This window comes from Mesorhizobium sp. GbtcB19 (genome assembly GCF_019091085.1).
Lineage (GTDB): Bacteria > Pseudomonadota > Alphaproteobacteria > Rhizobiales > Rhizobiaceae > Mesorhizobium.
The window spans coordinates 1-259 of the sequence record NZ_JAGXJY010000305.1; the positions used below are offsets into that span (position 1 = coordinate 1).

Below are 259 nucleotides of genomic sequence, written 5' to 3' on the forward strand. Positions count from 1 at the left end.
TGCGGTCACCCTCACCTTCGTCGCCACCTCGGCGACGCTGCATGACCTCGTCGGACAGGTCTGCGCCCTGTTCGTGCTGACGGTCGCAGCCGCTGAAGCCGCGATCGGACTTGCCATTCTTGTCGTCTTCTTCCGCAACCGCGGCTCGATCGCGGTCGTAGACGTGAGCTCGATGAAGGGTTGACGGGAACCACCATGAATCAGGCTATTGTCTTCCTTCCGCTGCTTGGCTTCCTGATTGTCGGCCTGTTCGGCGATT

The 259-nt window shown here is 61.0% G+C and carries 1 protein-coding gene; it reads left to right on the forward strand.

Annotated elements, in window-relative coordinates; all coding sequences use genetic code 11:
- Positions 1-184: NADH-quinone oxidoreductase subunit NuoK (gene nuoK / locus KVT37_RS32360; RefSeq protein ID WP_217579046.1), on the forward strand; the 184-nt coding region annotated here is incomplete at its 5' end.
- Positions 185-259: the final 75 nt, after the last annotated feature.